General features: G+C 67.3%; 18 protein-coding genes and 1 tRNA gene. 9 read left to right on the top strand and 10 right to left on the bottom strand.

Annotated features, from left to right (window positions below):
* Positions 1 to 23 precede the first annotated feature (23 nt).
* Positions 24 to 890: a patatin-like phospholipase family protein gene (locus F3J15_RS25435; RefSeq protein ID WP_069249157.1), complete on the bottom strand. Its 867-nt coding sequence runs from the start codon at positions 888 to 890 to the stop codon at positions 24 to 26.
* 8 nt (positions 891 to 898) lie between these two features.
* Positions 899 to 1,303, bottom strand: coding sequence for a PaaI family thioesterase (locus F3J15_RS25430; RefSeq protein WP_059232891.1), 405 nt, complete (start codon positions 1,301 to 1,303; stop codon positions 899 to 901).
* Positions 1,304 to 1,493: 190 nt separating this feature from the next.
* Here F3J15_RS25430 and F3J15_RS25425 point away from each other — a divergent pair.
* A tRNA-Lys gene (locus F3J15_RS25425) sits at positions 1,494 to 1,569 on the top strand.
* 185 nt (positions 1,570 to 1,754) lie between these two features.
* Positions 1,755 to 2,804, top strand: coding sequence for a DUF3592 domain-containing protein (locus tag F3J15_RS25420; RefSeq protein WP_166894774.1), 1,050 nt, complete (start codon positions 1,755 to 1,757; stop codon positions 2,802 to 2,804).
* Positions 2,805 to 2,858: 54 nt separating this feature from the next.
* Here the strand turns inward: F3J15_RS25420 and F3J15_RS25415 are convergent, their stop codons facing one another.
* Positions 2,859 to 3,473 carry a CGNR zinc finger domain-containing protein gene (locus F3J15_RS25415; protein WP_166894772.1) on the bottom strand — a complete coding sequence of 205 codons (615 nt, stop codon included), beginning with the start codon at positions 3,471 to 3,473 and terminating at the stop codon, positions 2,859 to 2,861.
* Positions 3,474 to 3,554: 81 nt separating this feature from the next.
* Between F3J15_RS25415 and F3J15_RS25410 the strand changes: the two genes are divergently transcribed.
* Positions 3,555 to 4,370 (top strand): alpha/beta fold hydrolase, encoded by an 816-nt coding sequence (locus F3J15_RS25410; RefSeq protein WP_166894771.1) that lies wholly within the window; start codon positions 3,555 to 3,557, stop codon positions 4,368 to 4,370.
* A 31-nt stretch (positions 4,371 to 4,401) separates the two neighbouring features.
* Here F3J15_RS25410 and F3J15_RS25405 read toward each other — a convergent pair whose 3' ends face one another.
* Genes F3J15_RS25405 through F3J15_RS25395 form a run of 3 tightly spaced genes read right to left on the bottom strand, consistent with a single transcriptional unit; the run spans position 4,402 to position 6,634 of the window.
* Positions 4,402 to 5,160: an amino acid ABC transporter ATP-binding protein gene (locus F3J15_RS25405; protein ID WP_166894769.1), complete on the bottom strand. Its 759-nt coding sequence runs from the start codon at positions 5,158 to 5,160 to the stop codon at positions 4,402 to 4,404.
* Positions 5,157 to 5,837 (bottom strand): amino acid ABC transporter permease, encoded by a 681-nt coding sequence (locus F3J15_RS25400; RefSeq protein ID WP_166894768.1) that lies wholly within the window; start codon positions 5,835 to 5,837, stop codon positions 5,157 to 5,159. Before F3J15_RS25400 ends, F3J15_RS25405 begins: the two co-directional genes overlap by 4 nt.
* Before the next feature lie 14 nt (positions 5,838 to 5,851).
* Positions 5,852 to 6,634 (bottom strand): amino acid ABC transporter substrate-binding protein, encoded by a 783-nt coding sequence (locus F3J15_RS25395; protein WP_043185191.1) that lies wholly within the window; start codon positions 6,632 to 6,634, stop codon positions 5,852 to 5,854.
* Positions 6,635 to 6,960: 326 nt separating this feature from the next.
* On the opposite strand from F3J15_RS25395, the gene F3J15_RS25390 reads away from it, so the two are divergent.
* Positions 6,961 to 7,233, top strand: coding sequence for a hypothetical protein (locus tag F3J15_RS25390; RefSeq protein ID WP_166894767.1), 273 nt, complete (start codon positions 6,961 to 6,963; stop codon positions 7,231 to 7,233).
* 89 nt (positions 7,234 to 7,322) lie between these two features.
* On the opposite strand, the gene phnY is transcribed toward F3J15_RS25390, so the two are convergent.
* Positions 7,323 to 8,777: a phosphonoacetaldehyde dehydrogenase gene (gene phnY / locus F3J15_RS25385; protein WP_166894766.1), complete on the bottom strand. Its 1,455-nt coding sequence runs from the start codon at positions 8,775 to 8,777 to the stop codon at positions 7,323 to 7,325.
* Positions 8,778 to 8,806: 29 nt separating this feature from the next.
* Complete coding sequence (gene phnA, locus F3J15_RS25380; protein WP_166894765.1) at positions 8,807 to 10,045, bottom strand: phosphonoacetate hydrolase; 1,239 nt, start codon at positions 10,043 to 10,045, stop codon at positions 8,807 to 8,809.
* Between the two features lie 208 nt (positions 10,046 to 10,253).
* Between phnA and F3J15_RS25375 the strand changes: the two genes are divergently transcribed.
* The 5 genes from F3J15_RS25375 to F3J15_RS25355 all read left to right on the top strand — a co-directional run bounded on the left by F3J15_RS25375 (position 10,254) and on the right by F3J15_RS25355 (position 16,877).
* Entirely contained in the window at positions 10,254 to 11,306 is a 1,053-nt protein-coding gene (locus F3J15_RS25375; protein WP_166894764.1) for a putative 2-aminoethylphosphonate ABC transporter substrate-binding protein, read from the top strand.
* A 97-nt stretch (positions 11,307 to 11,403) separates the two neighbouring features.
* Entirely contained in the window at positions 11,404 to 12,495 is a 1,092-nt protein-coding gene (locus tag F3J15_RS25370) for a putative 2-aminoethylphosphonate ABC transporter ATP-binding protein (RefSeq protein ID WP_060223952.1), read from the top strand.
* Entirely contained in the window at positions 12,492 to 14,219 is a 1,728-nt protein-coding gene (locus F3J15_RS25365; protein WP_166894763.1) for a putative 2-aminoethylphosphonate ABC transporter permease subunit, read from the top strand. Before F3J15_RS25370 ends, F3J15_RS25365 begins: the two co-directional genes overlap by 4 nt.
* 48 nt (positions 14,220 to 14,267) lie before the next feature.
* A complete protein-coding gene (locus F3J15_RS25360; RefSeq protein WP_166894761.1) occupies positions 14,268 to 15,398 on the top strand; it encodes a 2-aminoethylphosphonate--pyruvate transaminase in 1,131 nt (376 codons plus the stop codon).
* Between the two features lie 90 nt (positions 15,399 to 15,488).
* A complete protein-coding gene (locus F3J15_RS25355) occupies positions 15,489 to 16,877 on the top strand; it encodes an FAD-dependent oxidoreductase (RefSeq protein ID WP_166894759.1) in 1,389 nt (462 codons plus the stop codon).
* A 125-nt stretch (positions 16,878 to 17,002) separates the two neighbouring features.
* Here the strand turns inward: F3J15_RS25355 and F3J15_RS25350 are convergent, their stop codons facing one another.
* Entirely contained in the window at positions 17,003 to 17,731 is a 729-nt protein-coding gene (locus F3J15_RS25350; protein WP_089461792.1) for a phosphonate utilization associated transcriptional regulator, read from the bottom strand.
* 206 nt (positions 17,732 to 17,937) lie between these two features.
* The gene (locus tag F3J15_RS25345; RefSeq protein ID WP_166894757.1) at positions 17,938 to 20,112 is read right to left on the bottom strand and encodes a phospholipase C, phosphocholine-specific; all 2,175 of its coding nucleotides are present in this window, start codon (positions 20,110 to 20,112) and stop codon (positions 17,938 to 17,940) included.
* Between the last annotated feature and the right edge of the window lie 197 nt (positions 20,113 to 20,309).

The following is a 20,309-nucleotide window of genomic DNA, read 5'->3' as shown; positions in this document are numbered from 1 at the left end:
CCCCGCTTTCCTGCTTCCCGTCTTCAGGCGGCCACGCGGCCGCCCGTCATCGCGCCGACGCGCGTGAGGAAATGCTCGCCGTCGCGCCGCCCGAGGTCGTACGCATGCCGCATCTGCGACGGGCTCGTGTAATCCCAACTCGAAATCGGCACCTTGCTCGACGGCTGGACGTACAGCCGCCGCTGCTCGCCGTGCGCGACCGTGAACATCTGCGGGCGCGGGTACAGCCGTGTGACGAGCACCAGCACGTCGCCCGGCGTCGGGTCGAGCGCGTCGACCGGCACGTTGTCGACCATCCCGCCGTCGAGCACGGGCCGGCCGCCGCGGCGCAGCACCGGCGTGAACGGCGGCGTGCAGGACGACTGCAGGATCAGGTCGGCGAGATCGTCGACGCGCGTGCAGGCCTGCGCGCGCACGAATTCCGGCCGAAAGCCGAGCGTGCGCCCGAGCGTCGGGTGCAGCGTCTTGCGCACATACTTCTCGATGTTGTACGCGACGAGGCCGGCGGCCACCGCGCTGCGCGCGCCGAGCCAGCGCGGCACGTGCGACACGCCGATGCGGATCTCCGGCGCCGCGGCCAGCTTCGCGAACGGCTCGCCGTAGATGTCGAGCAGCGCCTGGCGGTAAATCCGGTAATGCGGAAACACGGGCTCGCGTCCGAACAGGTTGCCCCAGTACGCGTTCTTCCGGTTGTGGCGCAGCGCCTCTTCGTAATAGCGCATCACCCAGGCGGCGTCGCGCGTATACAGCATGCACGCGGTCGCCGCGCCGGCCGAGATGCCGGTGATCACGCGCGGGCGCAGGCCGAGCGCCGGCTGGGCGACGTCCCAGAAGCCGGCCTGCCACCAGCAGCGATTGCCGCCGCCCGCAAAGACGATCTGGTCGAACATCGCGCCGCTCAGCTGACGAGCGCGTAGGTCGACGTCGCGTGAACGGCCATCTTGCCGTCCTCGTCGAACAGCTCGACTTCGCCGAATACGAGGTTGCGGCCCATCCGCAGCACGCGTGCGGTGACGAGCACGTCGCCCTTGCGCACGGGCCGCATGAAGTTCGTGTTCAGCGATACGGTGGTCATCGGCCGGAACTCGCCGAGCGCGACCGAGATCGCGACCACCATCGCGGTGTCGGCGGCCGCCGTGAACACCTGGCCGCAGATGATGCCGCCCGAATGGCGGAATTCGCCGGAAAACGGCAGGCGCAGCGTGACGCTGTCGTCGCCGATCGACACGGGGACCAGACCGAGCGAGCGGACCCAGGGGGCCAGCAGGCGATCCAGCAATTCGCGGACTGCGTTTTCGTCCATCTTCGAAAGCCCAGAAAGCGTTGCGCGACCGCCGCGCAACAGGTGTGGCGTCATCATACCGGGAGCGCGAAATCTCCGATCGCTCGATGTCGGTCCGACAGCCGCCGTTGCCGTGACGAAATATTTTCAGGAAATTCGCAGAAAGGGCTTGCAAGACCAGAAATACCCGTGCATAATCTTTCTTCTGTTGGGGGCGTTAGCTCAGTTGGTAGAGCAGCGGACTCTTAATCCGTAGGTCGAGTGTTCGAGTCACTCACGCCCCACCAGGAATTCCGAAGCCCGGTCAGCGAAAGCTGACCGGGCTTTTTCCTTTTCCGCCGCCGCATTCGTGGCGCGCCCTGTCGCAATACGCCTCCGCACGCCCGCTCCGCATCGTTTCCGCTAGAATCGTCCGACAAATATCACACGACCGGCGCAGGCACTGCCGTTTGCCCGCCGGCACTGAGAGAACATGGGACGTCAGACATGGAAGCATGTAACCGAGACCCGACCATTCAGAGAGCCTGGTTGCGCCGATATCGGCAAGTCCGTCGGGACACGCCACTCCCACGATCACGCCGGCATCCACAGTGCGACGCACGAACCGGATCCGGCCATGCCGGGTAAGGACGCGCTCGTCGCGCTGGCGCTCGGCACCGTGCTGCTCGTACTGGCAGGCGTGCTTGCCGTCACGGCCGGCCAGGCGATCGGTCATCTGGTCCGCACGCCGGGCACGGTCGTCCGTATCGTGCAGGACAGCGACGCGATGCGCGCGTACCGGCCGATCGTCGCGTATCTCGCGAACGACGGTCAGCGCCGCGAGGTCGCCGGCAATACCGCCTCGACCCTCCCTGCCTACGACATCGGCGAAAACGTCGACGTCCTGCTCGACCCCGTCCATCCCGAGCGCCCCGCGCTGATCGACGATTTCGCGCAACGCTGGTTTCCGGCGGCGGTGTCGGCGCTGCTCGCCGTCGCGTCGTTCGCGATCGGCGCCCTGCTGATCGTCGGCAAGCGCCACCGCATGCAATTCGATGCGCCGCCGACCCGAGCCGAGCGCAAGCAGGCGCGACGCCGCTGGGATATCGCGATCGTGCTGATTCCGATCACGATCGGCACGGGCTTCATCGCCGGTGCCGGCGCAGTCGGCCTGCGTCAGTGGCAGATCGTCCACCACTACGCGCGCTCTACCGGCCACGTCGTCGAGATCGCAAAAAATGCGCGGTCGGCTCGCCCGCGCACGTCGCTGTATTCGGCGATCGTCGCGTTCACGACCGACAGCGGACGCCAGATCACGTTCGCCCAGGGCTCGGCGTCGTCGCATCCGGGCCTGCGGGAAGGCGAAGCGGTCAACGTGCTGTACGACCCCGTCACCCCCGAGCGCGCGGTCGTCGACCGCTTCTGGGATCACTGGGGCCTCACGGCGATCCTGCTGGCAATCGGTGCGCCGTTCCTCGCGGCCGGGCTGTTCGTCGCCGCGACGCTGTGGCCGGAGCATCGGTCGCACGAAACCGCCCCATGACGCTCGCGCGCCGGCCGCGCACCGCCTGGCACGACAACCGGTACGGCGCGCGCGTCACCGCTCCCTGAACGCCTCCACCTTCGCGCGGTTCCCGCACGTGCGCATGTCGCACCAGCGGCGCCCGACGCCGCGGCCGCGATCGACGAAGAACCACGTGCACCGGCCGCACTGCCTTACCCGCGCGAAATCGTCGCTGCGCAGCAGTTGCTCGAAGCCGAGTGCGGCCGCATCGACCCAGCGCGATGCGGCGCGCGCGTCGGGCCGCCACGCGAACCGGCCGTCGACCGCATCGAATGCGCTGCGCCCGATCGCCTCGCGAATCGCGACGGCGAGCCGGTCGGCCGCGCGCGCGCCGGCCGTGCCGCCGCCTCCAGCCGTCAGGTGCGCGATCGCCGTGTAGGCATCCTCGCGAAAGCGATGCAGCGCCGCCAGCGCGTCCGCGTCGTCCTGCCGCGCATGGCGCAGCAGCCGCGCCAGATCGGCCGGCGCCAGCAGCCCCGATCGTTCCGCCCACGCATGCACGGCCGGCCAGTCGACGAGCTTGTCCGCATCGCGCGTCTTGCCCGTGTCGGCCACCGTGTTGAGGAAGTCGAGCGCCGGATGGCCGCCGACGAAATCGGCTGAACCCCATGCGTGCGCGGGTCGCGCGGGCTCGTGTCGAGTAACCATTTATTTTCGCCTATCGGTTTCACACCCGGGCAATCCGGAGTAACCTGTTAACAACCAAAACAGGTTAGCACGGAGATGCCGATGCTCGAACTCGCCAACCGCTTCATTTTCGAAGGCCACCGGATTGCCTGGGGAACGATCGGCGAAGGCCCGCCGCTCGTGCTCGTGCACGGCACGCCGTTTTCGTCGCAGGTGTGGCGCCGGATCGCACCGTGGCTCGCGCGGCGTCATCGCGTGTTCTTCTACGACCTGCTCAGTTACGGCCAGTCCGACATGCCGGACGCGGACGTGTCGCTCGGCCGCCAGAACGGGCTGTTCGGCGCGCTGCTCGACGAGTGGACAATCTCACGCCCCCGCGTACTCGCACACGACTACGGCGGCGCAACCGTGTTGCGCGCGCACTTCCTCGACGGCGTCGCCTATGCGGATCTCACGCTCGTGAATCCGGTCGCGATCGCGCCGCAGGGTTCGCCGTTCGTGCGTCATGTCGCGCAGCACGAAGCCGCCTTCACCGGATTGCCTGCTTACGCGCATCACGCGCTCGTGTCAGCCTATCTCGGCAACGCCGTCGCCCGGCCGCTGAGCGACGAGGCGCTGTCGATCTACCGCGCGCCGTGGCTCACGCCCGACGGTCAGGCCGCGTTCTACCGCCAGATCGCGCAGATGCGCCAGCGCTACATCGAGGAAGCCGAGGCGCGTTACGCGCCGCCGGACTTTCCGGTGCGCATCGTGTGGGGCGAGGACGACGCGTGGATTCCGCTCGAACAGGGGCAGGCGCTGGCCGATCGCATCGCGCACGGCCAGCTGATCAGGGTGCCGCGCGCGGGCCACCTGGTGCAGGAAGATGCGCCGGAGGCGATCGTCGCGGCGGTGCTCGACGGGCCAGGGCAAGGTTGACGCCTTTTGGTCATGCGCGTCGCGGGTCGCGTCAGAACACCGGCATGCCCTGCGCGAGCGTCGAGATGAACTTCGCGGTGCGCGGATCGCGCGGGTCGCCGAACAGGTCGCGCGACGCACCGGCTTCGACGACACGGCCCTCCGCGAGAAACACCGCGTCGTGCGCGATCGACGCGGCCAGGCGCAGGTCGTGGGTGGCCATCAGCATCGTCGTGCCTTCCCGTGCGAGCTGGCGCAGCACCTCGACCACTTCGACGGACAGCTCCGGATCAAGTGCCGACGTCGGCTCGTCGCACAACAGCACCTGCGGCGACGGCGCGAGCGCACGCGCAATCGCGACGCGTTGCTGCTGGCCGCCCGACAGCGTACCGGGCCACGCGTCGGCCTTGTCCGCGATGCCGACCTTCTCCAGCAGCGCGAGCGCGCGTTCGCGGGCCCGTTCGCGCGGCCAGCGCTGCACGGTGACGAGCCCTTCCATCACGTTCTGCACGACGCTCAGATGCGGAAACAGCTGGAAGTTCTGGAACACCATGCCGGTCTGGCGCCGCACCGCGAACACGGCGTCGCGCGCCGGCCGCTGCGCCGGCGAAAAGTCGATGCGCGCGTCGCCGACCGTCAGCGTACCCGCCTCGGGCACTTCGAGCAGGTTCACGCAACGCAGCAGCGTGCTCTTGCCGCTGCCGGACGGCCCGATCAGCGCCGTCACGCTGCCGGGTTGCAACGCGAGGTCGATCCCGTGCAACACGCGATGCGAGCCGAACGACTTGTCGATGCGTTCGAGCCGGATCATCGCCACTCCGCCTGGAACAGCGCGTGGCGGCCGAAGCGGGTTTCGAGGCGACGCTGCAGCGTGGACAGCACCGAGCTGAGCAGCAGATAGATCAGTGCGGCTTCCGTATAGAGAATCATCGGCTCGTAGGTCACGGCCGCGATCCGCTGCGCGGCCTGGAAGATCTCGGGCACGGTCAGCACGGCCGCGAGCGACGTGTCCTTCACAAGCGAAATAAACGAATTCGACAGTGCGGGCAGCGCGACGCGCGCGGCCTGCGGCAGGATCGCGCGACGCAGCGCCTGCGGGCGCGTCATCGCCATCGAGTACGCGGCTTCCCACTGCCCCTTCGGAATCGATTCGATCACGCCACGAATCACCTCGGCGTTGTACGCGCCGACGTTCAGCGAGAAGCCGATCACGGCGGCCGTCAGCGGATCGAGCACGATGCCGACGCTCGGCAGGCCATAGAAGATCACGAACAGCTGCACGAGCAGCGGCGAACCGCGAAACAGCCAGATGTAGAAACGCACGGCGGCCTGCGCCCAGCGCGGCCCGAACAGCCGCGTGAGCGCCGCGCCGAATGCAAGCAGCAGGCCGATCGCGAACGACGCGAGCGTGAGCGGCACCGTGAACACGAGCCCCGCGACGAGCAGGGGCCGCAGCGATTCCGCCATCAGGTGAAGCCATGCCGGCATCGTTCAGCCTCGCGTCACGGCTGCGACACGTCGCGGCCGAAATACTTCTGCGAGATCTTCGCGTAGGTGCCGTCGGCCTTGATGTCCGCGAGCGCCTTGTCGATCGCGGCCACCAGCGCGGGGCTGCCCTTGCGCAGCAGCACGCCCGATGCGTCGCTCGCGCCACCCGTGTCGGTCGCCGCGATCTTCAGCTTCGCGTCCGGCTTGTGCTTGCGGAAATCGAGGTACGACAGCGAATCGTTGATCGTCGCGTCGACGCGCCCCGAGCTCAGCAGGTCGATCGATTCGTTGAAGCCCTGCACGGGCACGACGTCCGCGCCGTGCGCGGCCGCGAGCTTGCCGAAATTGCTGGTCAGCGTGTTCGCTGATTTCTTGCCCTTGAGGTCGTCGAACGAGCGGATCGTCGTGTTGTCGGCGCGCACGATCAGCACCGCGCGCGACGTGATGTACGGCGTCGAGAAATCGTATTTCGCCTTGCGCGCGTCGGTGATCGACACTTCGTTGACGACCGCGTCGTAGCGGTTCACGTCGAGGCCCGCGATCAGCCCGTCCCACTTGCCTTCGACGAACTGCGGCTTCACGCCGAGGCGCTGTGCGATCGCGGTCGCGATGTCGACGTCGAAGCCCGTCAGCTTGCCGGTTTCGTCGTGGTACGTGAACGGCGCGTACGTGCCTTCGGTACCGACCCGGAACACGCCGGACGACTTGATCTGCGACAGGTCGTCGGCAGCCAGTGCGCTCGTGACCGAAACGGCCTGCAGCATGGCGACGACCAGGATGGAGCGAAGGAATTTCATGGTGCGGACCCCGAATGATTGGAGGGAATATTCCCGCGGCACATGCATGCCGTTCGAGAGGTCCGCGAATTCTACCGACGCGTCGATGCGCGGCAAAAACGCAAATCGGCTATCGATATGAGCCGATCGAATAACGCGCCGGCCAGCCACGCTCATCCCGCGGATGAAATCCGTCGCGATGCAGCGCAGCAATGGTCCGACGATTCGTTACCGGCGGTTACAGAAGCGACACCGCGGTATCACCCGTTCGGCATGCGCTACGTACCATGAAGGCAGATCAACCTGTTGCTCGCGGGCCTTGCCCCCGCGAACGGAGTGAACGGCAAATGAAACGCATCCTGTTCTCCAGTGCCGTCGGCCTCGCGGCCGCCTGCCTGTCGGCAAGCGCATTCGCGCACACCGACGTCGGCGTGTACTTCGGCGTGCCGGGGCCGGTGATCGAGGCGCCACCGCCTGTGTACTACACACCACCGCCCGTCGTGTACGAGCCGGCACCCGCCTATTACGGCCCGTACTACGGCGAATATCGCTACCGCCGCTACCGGCACGACAACGGCTGGCATCGCGGCTGGCGACATCACCGCGACGACGACGATTGACCGTCGCCTGGCGGCCATCGCGGGCGCATCCCGCCCGGGGAATCTCCGCGCGCCGGCCTTCGAGCCGGCGCGCGCGCATCACACGTCGCTTACCACGGCAGCGAATACGTCTTCGTATTCGTGAAGCTCTTCATCGCTTCCTGCACGCCTTCCTTGTAGCCCAGCCCCGAATCCTTCACGCCGCCGAACGGCGTCAGCTCGAGCCGGTAGCCCGGCACTTCGCGCACGTTCACGCTGCCGACTTCCAACTCGGTGATGAAGCGCGTGATGTTGTCGAAGCGGTTCGTGCAGACCGACGACGACAGCGCGTAGTCGGTGCTGTTCGACATCCGGATCGCTTCGTCGATGTCGCGGAAGCGCATGATCGGCGACACGGGGCCGAAGGTTTCGTACTTCACGAGCGGCATGTCGGGCGTCACGCGATCGATCACCGTCGGCGAATACAACGCGCCGCTGCGGACGTTGCCGACCAGCAGCCGCGCACCGCGTGCGATCGCGTCGTTCACCTGCTGCTCGCAGAACTTCGCGGCCGCTTCGTCGATCACCGTCCCCATGTCGACCGACGGATCGGAAGGATTGCCGTATGACCACGCCTTGGTTTTCTCGACCACCAGCTCCGTGAAGCGATCGGCCACCGACTCGTGCACGAGCATCCGCTTGATCGCCGTGCAGCGCTGGCCCGAGTTCTTGTAGGAGCCCGACACCGCGAGCGTGCTCGCTTCGTCGAGATCGGCGTCTTCCATCACGATGATCGGATCGTTGCCGCCGAGTTCGAGCACCGCGCGCCGGTAGCCCATCCGCGACGCGATCGACTTGCCGATCGACACGCCGCCCGTGAACGTGATGAGGTCGATCGCCGGGTTCGTGATCAGCTCGTCAGCGATCTCCTTCGGGTCGCCGGTGAGCACTTGCAGCATCTGCGGCGGCAACCCGGCTTCATACAGGATGTCCGCGAACAGGTAGCACGACAGCGGCACCTTCTCCGACGGCTTCACGACGATCCGGTTGTTGGTCGCCACCGACGGCACGATCTTGTGCGCGACCTGGTTCATCGGGTGATTGAACGGCGTGATCGCCGAGATCACGCCGAGCAGCGGGTCACGCTGCGTGTACACGCGGCGCTTCTTGCCGTGCGGGGTCAGGTCGCACGAGAAGATCTGCCCGTCGTCCTTCAGCACTTCTCCGGCACCGAACGTCAGCACGTCGGCAACACGGCCGGCTTCGTACGTCGAATCCTTGATGCACAAGCCGGCCTCGGCCGTGATCAGCGCTGCAATCTCCGCAGTGCGCGCACGCACGATGTCGGCCGCACGACGCAGGATCGCCGCGCGATCGTGACGCGTGAGCGTCGGCCGGTAGGCACGCGCGGCCGCGAAGGCGCGCCGCACGTCGTCCAGCGTCGCCTTCGGCACGGTGCCGACCAGCGCGCCGTCGTACGGGTTGCGCACTTCGATTACCGCGTCCCGATGAATCCGCTCGCCGTCGATTCGCAGTGCTTCGCGACGAATCTCGCGGACGTCCGTCGATGCTGCAATGGCGTTCATGAGTGTGTCCCCTTACGGATGCGTGCGCATCACTGCAGATGGTTGAGCGCGATGTCGATGATGTCGAAGTTGCGCAGCCGCGCGCGGCCCGAGACGTCGCCCGCGACCGGCTTGCTGAAGATCAGCGGCACGATCTGCTCGGAGATCCCGCCGTGCGAGCGCAGCGGCACGTCGAGGCCCGACAGGTCGTGCTTGATGCGGCGCGTGCCGAGCACGACGTCCTGCTTCGAGATCACGATCAGGTCGCCCATCCGCGCCGGCGGCAGCTCGAAGCGCGCGCAGCCCTCGGCGCCCGTCAGCACGACCTCGATGCCGTCGACCGCGGCCAGCCGTGCGCGCAGCGCTTCGGCGTCGGCCGTCGCCGGCACGTAGACGGTCGCGAACGAGCCGAGCGCGCCGTGGTGCACGACGTACGGATCGGTGATCGGCAGGATCACGCGCGCCGCATCCTCGCCGAGCCACTCGTCGAACAGCTCCTGCAGGTAGATCACGTTCGGCTCGCCGGTTTCATCGTCGTGCTTCGCGTTCATCCCGTGGTCGGCCGTGATCGCGACGATCGCGCCGAGCGCGTCGAGGCGCTGCAGGTAGGTGTCCATCATTGCGTAGAACGCGTTCGCGCCTGCCGTGCCGGGGGCGCACTTGTGCTGCACGTAGTCGGTGGTCGACAGATACATCAGGTCGATCGGGCGCGTCTCGAGCAGGCGCACGCCGGCCGCGAACACGAATTCCGAGAGATCCGCGCTGTACACGCTCGGCACCGGCTTGCCGACCAGCTCGAGCACGTTGTCGATGCCGTTTTCCTCGATGCTCGCCTCGTCGGCCTTTTCCGACGAGAAGCAGATGCCCTTCAGCCCCTTGCCGAGCAGGCGGCGCAGCTTGTCCTTCGCAGTGACGACCGCGACCTTCGCACCCTGCTCCGCGAAGGTCGCGAGCACGGTCGGTGCGACCAGGTACTTCGGATCGTTCATCAGCACTTCGGCGCCGGTGTCGCGATCGTAGAAGTAGTTGCCGCTTATCCCATGCACCGCCGGCGGCACGCCTGTCACGATCGACAGGTTGTTCGGGTTCGTGAAGCTCGGCACCACGCACTCGCCCTTGAGCGCCGTGCCCGGCTTCAGCAGCGTGCGCAGGAACGGCGCGACGCCGGCCTCGGCCGCTTCCTCCAGATATTCGTATGCGCAGCCATCGACGCACACGACCACCACGGGCCGGCTCATCCAGTTGTAGCGGCGGCCGTTCACTTCCACGGATACAGGCGTTTCATTCATGACGTTCATTCCTTTCAGTTCGAAGGGTAGAGCCGTCGGCGCCCGCGCCGCGCCGAAGGGAGGTGTTTTCCATGCTTGACATTAAAATTGATGATTTGTAGATTGTCAACAACATGCAGAGAACAGAAAGCAAAACAACGTAGCAGCAAGAGGGCTGGTCTCCACTCATCCGCCGCGTGCCGCGGCGCCACAGTCAAGGGGTCTGAAGATGAACGAAGTGCCGGTAAACAAGCGTTTGAACGCATGGGCGGTGGGCGCGGCCCGCTTCGCGCTGGCCGCGGCGGTCGCGCTCGGCGCGGTGCAGGCGCACGCGAAGACGTCGCTGCTCGTCTATACCGCGCTGGAAGACGAGGCGATGAAGCCCTACAAGGACGCGTTCGAGAAAGCGAACCCCGATATCGAGATCCGCTGGGTGCGCGACTCGACCGGCTCGGTCACCGCAAAGCTGCTCGCGGAGAAGAACAACCCGCGCGCGGACGTCGTGCTCGGCCTCGCCGCGTCGAGCCTGACGCTGCTGGACCTGCAGGGGATGCTGATGCCGTACGCGCCGAAGGACTTCGACCAGCTCACGCGCAAGTACAGCGACGCGAACACGCCGCCGCACTGGGTCGGCATGGACGTGTGGGGCGCGACGATCTGCTACAACCGCGTGGCCGCGCAGGCGAAGGGCATCCCGAAGCCGACGTCGTGGGAAGACCTGACGAAGCCCGTCTACAAAGGCGCGATCGTGATGCCGAGCCCGGTTTCGTCCGGCACCGGCTACCTCGACGTGACCGCCTGGCTGCAGACCTTCGGCGACGACAAAGGCTGGAAATTCATGGACGCGCTCGACAAGAACGTCGCGCAATACGTGCACTCGGGCTCGAAGCCGTGCACGCTCGCCGGCACCGGCGAATTCCCGATCGGCATCTCGTTCGAGTTCCGCGGCCACGAACTGCAGTCGCAGGGCGCGCCGATCGATCTCGTGTTCCCGAAGGAAGGGCTCGGCTGGGACATGGAAGGCACCGCGATCATGAAGACGACGAAGCAGCCCGACGCCGCGAAGAAGCTTGCCGACTTCATGGCGAGCAAGGAGGCGAACCAGATCACCGCGCGCTGGTGGGCGATCGTCGCGTACCCGGGTGTCGCGCGCAAGCTCGCCGGCATCCCCGACAACTACTCGGACCTGCTCGTGAAGAACGACTTCGTATGGTCGGCGAAGAACCGCCAGTCGATTCTCGATACGTGGCAGAAGCGCTACGGCGCGAAAGCGCAGCAGTAATACCGCGACCCGCCGCGGGGCCGCGCCGCGCGCCGCCCCGCGACCCCCTTTCCGTCGTCGAATCCGGCCCCCGGGCCGCCCCAGCATGGAGGCGCGCATGGCACCTTATCTGAGCGTAGAACGCATCGAGAAGCGGTACAACGACACGCAGGTCCTGACCGACATCAACCTGAGCGTGATGAAGGGCGAAATGATCTGCTTCCTGGGGCCGTCCGGCTGCGGGAAGACCACGCTGCTGCGGATCATCGCGGGGCTCGAGACGCAGAACGCCGGCCACATCATGCAGGACGGCCGCGACATCTCGCGGCTGCCGCCGCAACTGCGCGACTACGGGATCGTGTTCCAGTCGTACGCGCTGTTCCCCAACCTCACGGTGTACGACAACGTCGCGTACGGGCTCGTGAACCGCAAGATGAAGCGCGACGCGATCCACGAGCGCGTGCACACGCTGCTCGCGCTGGTCGGCCTGCCCGACAGCCATCGCAAGCATCCGGGCCAGCTGTCCGGCGGCCAGCAGCAGCGCATCGCGCTGGCGCGCGCACTCGCCACCTCCCCCGGCCTGCTGCTGCTCGACGAGCCGCTGTCGGCGCTCGACGCACGGGTGCGCGTGCGGCTGCGCCAGGAGATCCGCGCGCTGCAGCAGCGGCTCGGCGTGACGACGATCATGGTCACGCACGACCAGGAAGAAGCGCTGTCGATGGCCGACCGCATCGTCGTGATGAACCACGGCGTGATCGAGCAGATCGGCACGCCGCTCGAAATCTACCGGCAGCCCGCGTCGCCGTTCGTCGCGGACTTCATCGGCCGCGTCAACACGATTCCCGCCGAAGTCGCGCAGGACGGCACGCTGCGCGCGGGTGCGGTCGGTCTCGACTGTCGCCATGGCACGGCCCGCCCCGCGCAGGGCGCGGCCGTGTCGGTCTATGTGCGGCCGGAAGACCTGCGCATCCGCGTGCCGGGCGAGACGGCCGACAATGTGCTGGCCGGTCGCGTCGAGAAGCTCGAATTCCTCGGTGCGTTCTGCCGCGTGAGCTTCCGGATCGACGGGCTCGACGGCCAGGAGATCGTCGCCGACCTGTCGTATCACGACGTCGACCGCACCGGCGTGCAGGCCGGCGCGCGCATCGACCTCGCGCTCGATCGCGAGCATGTCCGCGTGTTCCCGAGCGCGAAGGAGCGACTGCAATGAGCACCGTCCTGACCGAGCGCCGCCGCGGCGCCTCCGCCCCCGCCGACGTGCGGCAGATCACGCACTGGCACGACCGCATCGCGCAACTCGCGCTCGTCGCGATGGCCGCGCTGATGTCGATGTTCCTGCTGCTGCCGCTCGCGCTCGTCGTGCAGAAATGCTTCGTCGATGCGGACGGACGCTTCGTCGGCGCACACAACTTCGTCGAGTATCTCGAGGACAGCGGCGTACTGCGCTCGATGCTGCACTCGCTGACGGTCGGCGCGCTCGTCACGTCGATCGTCGTGCCGATGGCGTTCACGTTCGCGTATGCGCTGACCCGCTCGTGCATGCCGTTCAAGAACGCCGCGCGTACCGTCGCGCTGCTGCCGCTGCTCGCGCCGACGCTGTTGTCCGCGGTGTCGTTCATCTACTGGTTCGGCAACGCGGGGCTGCTGAAGCCGCTGCTGCACGGCCATTCGATCTACGGGCTGCCGGGCATCGTGCTGAGCATGGTGTATGCGTCGTTTCCGCACGTGCTGATGATCCTCGTCACCGCGCTGTCGCTCGCCGACGGCCGGCTCTACGAGGCCGCCGACGCGATGGGCACGCGCCGCATGCGCAAGTTCTTCACGATCACGCTGCCGGGTGCGAAGTACGGGCTGATCAGCGCGACGATGGTGGCGTTCACGATGTGCATCAACGACTTCGGCGTGCCGGTGGTGATCGGCGGTTCGTACAACGTACTGTCGACCGATATCTACAAGCTGATCATCGGCCTGCAGGACTTCAACCGCAGCGCGGTCGTGAGCCTGATGCTGCTGTGCCCCGCCCTCGTCGCGTTCGGCGTCGACTTCTTCATCCGCCGCCGCCAGCAGTCGCAGCTCGGCGCGCGCTCGACGCCGTACCAGCCGAAGCCGTCGCGCGGCTTCGACGCCGCGATGCTCGCGTACTGCGGCATCGTGTGCGCGTTCTTCATCGCGGTGGTCGGCATCTCGGTGTTCGCGTCGTTCGTGAAGTTCTGGCCGTACCAGATGAGCCTCGGACTGCAGCACTACGAGATGGGGCTGATCGGCGCCGGCATCTTCGACGCGTACAAGAACAGCCTGCGGATGGCCGCGACGGTGGCGCTCGGCGGCACGATCGTCGTGTTCGGCGGCGCCTACCTGATCGAGAAGACACGCGGCGCACGCTGGCTGCGCGGCTTCATCGCGCTGTGCGCGATCCTGCCGATGGGCGTGCCGGGGCTCGTGCTCGGCATCAGCTACATCTTCCTGTTCAACGCGCCCGGCAATCCGCTGAACGGGCTGTACGGGTCGCTGTGGCTGCTCGCGATCGTCACGGTGGTGCACTACTACGCATCGAGCCACCTGACCGCCGTCACCGCGCTCAGGCAGATCGACAGCGAGTTCGAAGCCGTATCCGCGTCGCTGAAGGTGCCGTTCTACAAGACCTTCCTGCGCGTGACCGTGCCCGTGTGCCTGCCCGCGATCCTGCTGATCGCGCGCTACCTGTTCGTCAACGGGATGACGACGGTCTCGGCCGTCGCGTTCCTCTACTCGCCCGATACGCAGCCCGCATCGGTCGCGATCCTGAACCTCGACGACGCGGGCCAGATGGGCCCGGCCGCCGCGATGGCCACGCTCGTGCTCGCGACCTCGTCGTTCGCGTGCGTGCTGTTCGCGTGTATCTCGCACCGACTGTTGTGCCGCACGCAGGCCTGGCGCAACCCGCATCGCCATTGATTCTTTGACCCTATTCACGTGACGTCCCGACTTCATCAAGGAGACACCATGACGCTCGCCGCCCAGCCCATCCTGCTCACCCCTGGCCCCCTGACGACCTCCGACACCACGCGCGACGCGATGCTGCGCGACTGGGGATCGTGGGACAGCGACTTCAACGCGATCACCGCGCGGCTGCGCGAACGCCTGCTGCAGATCGTGCATGGCGAAGGCACGCACGAATGCGTCCCGCTGCAAGGCAGCGGCACGTTCTCGGTCGAAGCGGCCATCGGCACGCTCGTGCCGCGCGACGGCCACGTGCTCGTGCCAAACAACGGCGCGTACTGCCAGCGCATCGCGAAGATCTGCCGCGTGCTCCGCCGCAAGCTGACGACGATCGACTACCGCGAGGATCGCCGTGTCGATCCGGCCGACGTCGAGCGCGCGCTCACCGCCGATCCGACCATCACGCACGTCGCGCTCGTGCATTGCGAAACGGGCGCCGGCGTGCTGAACCCGCTGCACGACATCGCACAGGTCGTCGCGAAGCACGGCCGCGCGCTGATCGTCGATGCGATGAGCTCGTTCGGCGCGATCGACATCGACGCGCGCACGACACCGTTCGACGCGGTGATCGCCGCATCCGGCAAATGCCTCGAAGGCGTGCCGGGGCTCGGCTTCGTGATCGCGAAGCGCAGTGCGCTCGAACGCTGCGAAGGCAACAGCCACTCGCTCGCGATGGACCTGTACGACCAGTGGGTCTACATGCAGCGCACGACGCAGTGGCGCTTCACGCCGCCGACGCACGTGGTCGCGGCACTCGACGCCGCGGTCGCGCAATACGTCGACGAAGGTGGGCTCGCGGCACGCGGCGGCCGCTACCAGCGCAACTATCGCGCGCTGATCGACGGGATGCTCGCGCTCGGTTTCCGGCCGTTCCTCGATCCGGCGATCCAGGCGCCGATCATCGTCACGTTCCATGCACCGGACGATCCGAACTACGACTTCAAGCGGTTCTACCAGGAGGTCAAGCAGCGCGGCTACATCCTGTATCCGGGCAAGCTGACCGAGGTCGAGACGTTCCGGGTCGGCTGCATCGGCCACTTCGGCGAAGCCGGCATCCCGGGCGCGGTCGCGGCTATCGCGGACACGCTGAAGGCGATGGGCGTGCGTCGCGTGTCGGCCGAAGCGGCAGCGTGACGTGATGGTCCCCGCCGCATGCACGTTCGCATGTGGCGGTCAGTTGTTTCGGGCCGTGCACGGCATGGCCCCTTTTCGGCGAACCCTCCCATGCGACCCTTCTGGATCGAACAAGCGCTGTTCAACGACGGCGATCTCGCCCCCGCGCTGCAAGGTGCGACGCAGGCCGACGTGTGCATCGTCGGCGGCGGCTTCACCGGGCTCTGGACGGCCATCCAGGCGAAGCAGCAGAACCCCGCGCTCGACATCGTGATCGTCGAGGCCGACCTGTGCGGCGCCGGCGCAAGCGGTCGCAACGGCGGCTGCCTGCTCACGTGGTCCGCGAAATTCCTGACGCTGCGGCGGCTGTTCGGCGAAGCCGAGGCGATCCGGCTCGTGAAGGCATCCGAAGCGGCCGTGCAGCACATCGCCGATTTCTGCCGCGCGCACGACATCGATGCCGAGCTGAGGCTCGACGGCACGCTGTACACCGCGACGTCGCGCGCGCAGATCGGCACGCTCGCGCCGGTGCTCGACGCGCTCGCCGCGTGCGGCATCCACAGCTACGAGCCGCTGCCGCCCGCCGAAGTCGCGCGCCGCTCGGGTTCCGCCCGCAATCTCGACGGCGTCTACTCGCCGATCGCCGCGACCGTGCATCCCGGCAAGCTCGCGCGCGGGTTGCGCCGCGTCGCGCTCGCGATGGGCATCCGGATCTACGAACGCACACCGATGCTCGACTTCACGCCCGGCCAGCCTGCCGTCGTGCGCACGCCGTCCGGCAGCGTGAGCGCGGGCAAGCTCGTGTTCGCGATCAACGCGTGGATGGCGAGCCGCTTCCCGCAGTTCGAGCGCACGATCGCGGTCGTGTCGAGCGACATGGTCATCACCGAGAAATGCCCGGAGCTGCTCGAGAAGACCGGGCTCGTGGACGGCGTGTCGGTGCTCGATTCGCGGATCTTCGTCTACTACTACCGCACCACCGCCGACGGGCGGCTGATGCTCGGCAAGGGCGGCAACACGTTCTCGTGGCGCAGCCGCATCGCGCCCGTGTTCGACCGGCGCTCGCCGTACGAGGCGCAGCTCACGCAAAGCCTGCGCGCGTTCTTTCCGTCGCTCGCGGGCGTGCCGGTCACCGCGAGCTGGAACGGGCCGTCGGATCGCTCCGTCACCGGCTTCCCGTTCTTCGGCCGCCTCGACGACGCGCCGAATGTGTTCTACGGCTTCGGCTACTCGGGCAACGGCGTGGGGCCGACCTACATGGGCGGGCAGATCCTGTCGTCCCTCGTGCTCGGCCTCGACAACGCGTGGACGCGCAGCCCGATCGTGCGCGGCCCGCTGGGTCATTTCCCGCCGGAGCCGATCCGCTATGTCGGCGCGCACGTCGTGCGCAATGCGATCCGCCGCAAGGAGCGCGCGGAGGACGAAAGCCGGCCGCCGGCAGTTGTCGACACGTGGCTCGCGAAGTTCGCGAGCGCGGCCGGGAAAGCCGACAAGGCGTGACGATGCGTTGACCTTCAGGACCTTCAGGACCTGAAGCCGCAATGAAAAAAGGGACGCTGCGAAGCGTCCCTTTGCCTTTGTGCGGCAACCATTTCGTGGCAACCCACGCAGGCGTTGCCGCGCAGTTACGCGCGCACGGGCTTTTCCCGCGCCGACTTGCCCGTCGAGGGCAGGCCCTGCTCATGCGTACGGCGCATGCGCTCGAGGCCGTGCGACAAGTGCTCTCGCACGAGCGCCACGGCCTGCTCCTCGTCGCCGCCCGCGAGCGCCTGCACGATCTTGTCGTGCTCGGCCGCGGACACGGCAATCGCGTCCTCCTCGGCCTCGATCGCCGCCTGGCGCAGCAGGCCGAGCTGGCGCACGAGCCGGCGGTAGGTATCGGTGAGATGCGTATTGCCGACGCCCACGACCATCGCGTCGTGGAACTGCACGTTCAGCTCGGTATAGCGCGTGACGTCGTGCGTCTTCGCGGCGTCCTTCATCGACTGGATGATGCCCTTCAGCACCTTCAGCGTGTCGGGCGAGATGCGCTTCGCGAGCGCGCGCGCGACCGACTCGTCGAGCATCGCGCGCACTTCGTAGATCTCCTCGGCTTCGCGCAGCGGCACGACGCGCACCGTCACGCCGCGGTTCTTCTCGTTGCGCAGCAGGCCGGCCTGTTCGAGCGCGCGGAAGGCTTCGCGCACGGGGCCGCGCGACACGTTCAGCTTGGTCGCGATCTCGACTTCGTTGAGCTTCTCGCCGGGCGCGTATTCGCCGGAGACGATCGCGCGCTCGAGCATGTCCTGGACGATCATCGCGAGCGACTGGCTTTGCAGGAGTTCGATGGCGCTGAGCGCGTTCGGGGCTGTCATGGTCGGGCAGGCAGCAGGGCTGCGGTAGAAAACGAGGGCGCCATATCGGCGAATGATCCTTGTATACCCTCGACCCGGCACATTGTCAACAGTTTTCAGTTTCCAAAAGCCAATTCCGCCTGCCGGAATGCAACCGAAACGCGCCCGGCAGGCGGCAGTCGCGCGGCGGGCCGACCTCGCCCGTATCGCGCGACGCGTGGCAGCCGTCAGGCCGCCGTGTGCTTCACCGGCCCCGGATCGCTCTGGCTCGGCCGGCCCGTCTCGACGTGGCCCGCGAAGCGGCGCACGACCTTGTCGTCGCCGCCGCGCAGCGTCGTCGCGGTGATCGTCAAATCGTACCAGCCGTGGCTCGACGACAGCTCGAAGTGATCCTCGATGCGCTCGCCCGGCTCCAGCGTGTAGGTCCGCGCATGCTGGTGGCTGTATGCGTTGTCGACCGTCACGCGGCACGTCGCGCGCCCGCTGTTGCGCAGTTGCAGGTACACGTGGCGGTTGCGCACGTCGTAGCCGATCCGCGCTTCGGGGTTCGCGTGGCGGCCGTCCGCCGCGAGCCGCGTGTTGCCCTGGAATTCGCACAGATAGCCGTTCGGGCCGTAGGCCGCGAGATGGTAGTCGCCGCGCGCGGCCGACGTGTTCCACGTGTCGACGAAGCGGTCGTGCGCGGACACCGCATAGCGGCGCGGCGCCGTCGTCGGGTTGCGGCGGTCGTACACGTAGAACGCCGCGCCTGCGTCACCGGTGTTCGCGAAGTCGAGCGACACGCTGTCGTCGTGCCCGTTCACGCGGCTGTGCACGAACAGCTCGTACGGCAGCGCACGTGCCGGGCGCGTGCCCGGCTCCTGCGCCGGCATCGACTGCTGCGCGGGCACCTGGTACGCCTGGCCGGCCGTCGTGATGTGCTGCGGCACCGTGAAGCTGACCGTGCGCGTATCGGGCCGTGCGGAAAAGTCGAACGCCGACGTCAGGTCGCCGCAGATCGAGCGGCGCCACGCGCTGATGTTCGGCTCCTTCACGCCGAAACGCGCTTCGAGGAAACGCAGCACCGACGTATGATCGAACGTCTCCGAGCACACCCAGCCGCCCTTGGTCCACGGCGAGATGATGATCAGCGGCACGCGCGGCCCGAGGCCGATCGGCTGGATGCCGCCCGGGTCCGCACCCGGCACGAGCGGGCTCATTTCGCCCGGGTACTTGTTCAGGTCGAGCAGCTCGTCGCCGAGATTCGACAGCAGGTTCGACGACACGATGCCCTGGCCGCCCACGCCGCTCGTCACCGGCGGCACCGGCGGCACGACGTGGTCGAACAACCCGTCGTTCTCGTCGTAGTTGAGGATGAACACCGTCTTCGCCCACACTTCCGGGTTCGACGTGAGCGCCTCGAGCACCATGTTGATGTAGAACGCGCCGTCGGTCGGCGACGCCTGCGGGTGCTCGCTGTACTTGTACGGCGACACGATCCACGACACCTGCGGCAGCCGGTTCGCCTGCACGTCGGCCTTCAGCTCGGCGAGCGTGTGGTCCGACGCACCCTTGTCGACCAGCGGGCCGCTCGCGCCTTCCTTCACCTGGAAGCGCTTGAAGAACATCAGCGAGTTGTCGGTGTAGTTGTCGGTCGGGTCGCCCGGGATGCCCGTGCCGCCCTGGTACACCTTCCAGCTGATCTTCGCGTTCTCGAGGCGTTCCGCGTAGGTCGTCCACGTGTAGCCGTTCACGTCGTCACGCTCGCCGATGCCCGGGCCGTTCGGCGGGTTGCCGTAGATGTTGCGCGGGTCGACCGTGCCGGTCCACAGGTAGATGCGGTTCGGTGCGGTGTCGGCATGCGCCGAGCAGAAGTACGAATCGCAGATCGTGAACGCGTCGGCCAATGCGTAGTGGTACGTGAGATCCTGGCGCTTCAGGTAGCCCATCGTCAGCACGTCCTGCTTCTGGTTCACCCACTGGTCCCACTGGCCGTTGTTCCAGGACAGGTGGCCGCTGCTCCAGCCGTGGTTGGTGCCCGGCTGGAATTCGGTCGTCTGCTTCGGATCGAGGTAGAACGGCAGCACGTATGGCGCCGACGGATCGAGGCCGCGCGAATGGTAGTGCTTCGTGAACACCGACGCCGGCGGCTGCTGCCACACCGGCGCACCGCTCGGCAGCAGGTGCGGGCGCGGGTCGTTGAAGCCGCGCACGCCGCGCAGCCCGCCGAAGTAATGGTCGAACGAACGGTTTTCCTGCATGAAGATCACGACGTGTTCGACGTCGCGGATCGTGCCCGTGCGATAGGCGGCCGGCATCGCCAGCGCATTGCGGATCGCGGGCGGGAAGCCCGCGTAGGCGGCCATCGCGCCGGCCGACTGCGCGGCGAGGCGCAGGAAATCGCGTCGATTGTTCGAGGACATGAAGAGAACCCTGTTGTCGATAGGAGTGGGGCGCCGGTCGAGCGGGGCCGGCGGTGGTGCGTTGCCGTTATTACCCCGCATCGGCGTGTCCCGGCCGTGACCGGTTACCGCAGGTTTCTTTGGGTTACCCACAGGAATTTTTTCGAAGCGGCGCACGACGCGCCTTTCATCCGGCCGACATACGCATGCGCTACGCT

This window comes from Burkholderia sp. Ap-955 (assembly GCF_011753045.1).
In the GTDB taxonomy this organism is placed as follows: domain Bacteria; phylum Pseudomonadota; class Gammaproteobacteria; order Burkholderiales; family Burkholderiaceae; genus Burkholderia; species Burkholderia lata_D.
This window is presented reverse-complemented; position numbering and strand designations above follow the sequence as displayed.